Source organism: Mycobacterium kyogaense, assembly GCF_003254575.1.
Lineage (GTDB): Bacteria > Actinomycetota > Actinomycetes > Mycobacteriales > Mycobacteriaceae > Mycobacterium > Mycobacterium kyogaense.
The window spans coordinates 1-3,144 of sequence record NZ_QJUA01000091.1 but is presented as its reverse complement, the minus strand read 5'-3'; the positions used below and the strand labels follow the sequence as shown (position 1 = coordinate 3,144).

The following is a 3,144-nucleotide window of genomic DNA, read 5'->3' as shown; positions in this document are numbered from 1 at the left end:
GCCGGCTGCTGCGCGGCCGGTGCCGACGGACGGGGGCCGGGTCGCGGACCGGGCTTCGCCGGTGCTGAGGCACCGTTGGACGCGCTGCCGTTGCCGGCGCTGCCGGCACCACTCGACGATCCGGACGCGGGCTTGGAGCCGCCGAACGACTCCCTCAACCGGCGGGCGACGGGCGCCTCCACCGTGGACGACGCCGACTTGACGAACTCTCCTTGTTCGCTCAGCCGGGCCAGAACTTGCTTACTGGTGACACCGAGTTCCTTAGCCAACTCGTGCACGCGGGCCTTACCTGCCACTACATCTCCTGTCTGAGAGGCGACAGCGGTGGTAGGCGCCGCGCCTCGGGTTAGCTATGACGCATGGTCATCGGGACTTCACGGTGTGCTCATGTTCTTCGCTACCTGTTCTCTTGCCCGGGTGGCTCGGACGTTCCGAATTCTTCGAAACGCTCGACCACCGCGGTGATGTCCGGTGAGCCGGCGATCCGCAGCGCTCGACCGAAGGCTCGCCGGCGAACCGCTTCGCGCAGACACCCTGGATCGGGATGCAGCCATGCACCCCGTCCGGGAAGTCTCTTCGCCGCGTCAACGGTCACAGCCCTGGTGACATTCCCAGGACCCTGTCCGCCGTCGACGGCGACAACTCGGAGCAGATCGACGGCCAACTCTCGTCGTCGGCATCCGATGCAGGTCCGCACCGGTCCCCCGGAAGGGTTGTCGCTGCTTTTCTGCGTCCGAGCCGACGTCTCGCGCTGGATCACAGCTGAGTCTACCGTCACGACGTCGTCGAAAAGAAAATCGGTCCGCCTCGACGCGACGACCGGGGCGCAGCCGTGAGTCGCTACTGTTCGCCCGCCGCGCCGCGGGCAGCGTCGGGCCGCCGGTCAGTGCGGTCCCGGCCGGTATCGGCCGCCGCATCGTCACTGCGGATGTCGATGCGCCATCCGGTGAGCCGCGCCGCGAGCCGCGCGTTCTGCCCTTCCTTGCCGATCGCCAGCGAGAGCTGGAAGTCCGGCACGATGACGCGCGCCGCCTTGGCTGCCTCGTCGATCACCGTCACTGACACGACCTTGGCCGGCGACAGCGCGTTGGCGACGAACTTCGCCGGGTCGTCGTCGAAGTCGATGATGTCGATCTTCTCGCCGGACAGTTCGCTCATCACGTTGCGGACCCGCTGGCCCATCGGCCCGATGCAGGCCCCCTTGGCGTTGAGCCCGGGCGCGCGCGAGGCCACCGCGATCTTGCTGCGGTGCCCGGCCTCGCGTGCCACCGCGACGATGTCCACCGAGCCGTCAGCGATCTCGGGCACCTCGAGAGAGAACAGTTTGCGAACCAGATTGGGATGGGTGCGCGACAGCGTGATCAACGGTTCACGAGCCCCGCGGGAGACGCCCACGACATAGCAGCGCAGCCGGTCTCCGTGTTCGTAGCTTTCCCCTGGCACCTGTTCCGCCGCGGGGATCACGCCCTCGGAGCCCTTGGTCTCACTGCCGATCCGGACCACGACCAGGCCGCGCGCGTTGGCGCGGGCATCGCGCTGGATCACACCGGCGACGATGTCGCCCTCGCGCGCCGAGAACTCGCCGTAGTTCTTCTCGTTCTCGGCGTCGCGCAGGCGCTGGAGGATCACCTGCCGGGCGGTGGTCGCCGCGATCCTGCCGAAGCCTTCGGGCGTGTCGTCCCACTCGTGCAGCACGTTGCCGTCTGCGTCGGTCTGCCGGGCCATCACCCTGACCACGCCGGTCTTGCGGTCGACGTCGATCCGGGCGTCGGCCTCGTGCCCGTCGGTGTGTCGGTAGGCGGTCAGCAGCGCCGACTTGATGGTCTCGACCACCACGTCGACGGAGATTCCCTTGTCTGCCTCGATCGCGTGCAGCGCGGCCATGTCGATGTTCATGGTTCACTGTGCTTTCCGGTCTGCCCCGCGAGCTCGAGCTCACGCGGACTCGGTGGTGAGAACTCCACCTGGACAACAGCTTTGACGATGTCTTCCCGCGGGACTTCGCGCACCGACAGTGCGCGCCGGGATCCGTCGCGGACGACGACGTCGACGGTGGCGCCGCGCAGTTCGCCCAGCCGGCCGGCCAGTGTGGAGCCGTCGGCCAACGTCAGTTCGACCAGTCGGCCCTGAGCGCGCCGGTATTGGGTGTCGGTCGTCAGGGGTCGGTCCACGCCCGGCGAGGTGACCTCCAGAACATAGGCCTGCGAGTCGAGACCGTCGAGAATCCCCGAGGCGAGGCGGGATAGTTCGGCGACCGCGTCGAGATCGAGCCCCTTGTCGCCATCGGCGACCACTGTCACCCGGGGCGGGCGGGCCGCAGCGTCGACCACGACGTCCTCGAGGTCATACCCGGCGCGCGCGAACTCCCCGGCGAGCAAATCGATCACCTGTCGCTGGGACGGCAATCCCGCGGACTGCTCCGCCACGGTGGGCTCCTCGTCTTGAGTTGTCTCTCGAACTGGCCGAACGGGACCCTACGATACGCCAGCCGAGCGGTCCGAATAACGAAAGTGCGGCGTCGGGGGGCGGCACGGGCTGCACCCGCCGCGATGTCGCGCCCGGTGGGCACCGGGCGCAATGGCAGGATGAGGCACGTGCCGAGCCGCCCGCCGACCCTGCGCCGCCGTGAGGTATTGGCGGGACTGGTCCTACTGACGGCCGTCGCGGCGACAGCCTGTGGTGCGCCGCCTCCCCCGCCGGACCTCGACGACCTGACCACCGCGCTCGACCGGGCGCGCGCGGACAGCCGCCTGGCCGGCCAGGCCGCCGCTGCGGTGCGCGGCCGTGCGGCCGCGCCCCTGACCGACATCGCCGGACTGCGCACCGCGCACGCCGAAGCCCTGTCCGACGAGATCGTCCGGCTGACCGGGCAGGCCGCGCCGAGCACCGGAGTGACGGTGACGACGTCGGCCAGCCCGGCCGCGGGCGCCCCCGAGCCACCCCCGCCGAACGCCGACGATGTCGTGGGTGCGCTGCGCGCATCGGCCGACAGCGCATCGCACTCCGCGGCGGCGCTGTCCGGGTACCGCGCGGGCCTGCTGGCCTCGATCGCCGCTGCCTGCACGGCCGCCTACACGGTGGCTATGGCTTCTCCCGGCGGTGCGCAGTGACGTCCCCGACACCGGAACCGACGCAGGGCCCGCC

The 3,144-nt window shown here is 70.0% G+C and carries 5 protein-coding genes; 1 reads left to right on the top strand and 4 read right to left on the bottom strand.

Features of this window, described 5'->3' with window-relative positions; all coding sequences use genetic code 11:
* The 4 genes from DMB80_RS27665 to rimP all read right to left on the bottom strand — a co-directional run.
* Positions 1-296, bottom strand: a 296-nt coding sequence (locus tag DMB80_RS27665) for a translation initiation factor IF-2 N-terminal domain-containing protein (RefSeq protein ID WP_205538985.1), incomplete at its 3' end; no start/stop codon positions are given.
* A 101-nt stretch (positions 297-397) separates the two neighbouring features.
* Positions 398-697 (bottom strand): YlxR family protein, encoded by a 300-nt coding sequence (locus tag DMB80_RS27660; protein ID WP_240431421.1) that lies wholly within the window; start codon positions 695-697, stop codon positions 398-400.
* Between the two features lie 143 nt (positions 698-840).
* Positions 841-1,896, bottom strand: a complete 1,056-nt coding sequence (nusA, locus tag DMB80_RS27655; protein WP_046366784.1) for a transcription termination factor NusA — start codon at positions 1,894-1,896, stop codon at positions 841-843.
* Positions 1,893-2,426 (bottom strand): ribosome maturation factor RimP, encoded by a 534-nt coding sequence (gene rimP, locus DMB80_RS27650; RefSeq protein ID WP_111512748.1) that lies wholly within the window; start codon positions 2,424-2,426, stop codon positions 1,893-1,895. The genes nusA and rimP overlap by 4 nt, the downstream gene beginning before the upstream one ends.
* Before the next feature lie 159 nt (positions 2,427-2,585).
* Here rimP and DMB80_RS27645 point away from each other — a divergent pair, with 159 nt between their 5' ends.
* Positions 2,586-3,110 (top strand): hypothetical protein, encoded by a 525-nt coding sequence (locus tag DMB80_RS27645; RefSeq protein WP_111512747.1) that lies wholly within the window; start codon positions 2,586-2,588, stop codon positions 3,108-3,110.
* The last annotated feature ends 34 nt before the right edge of the window (positions 3,111-3,144 follow it).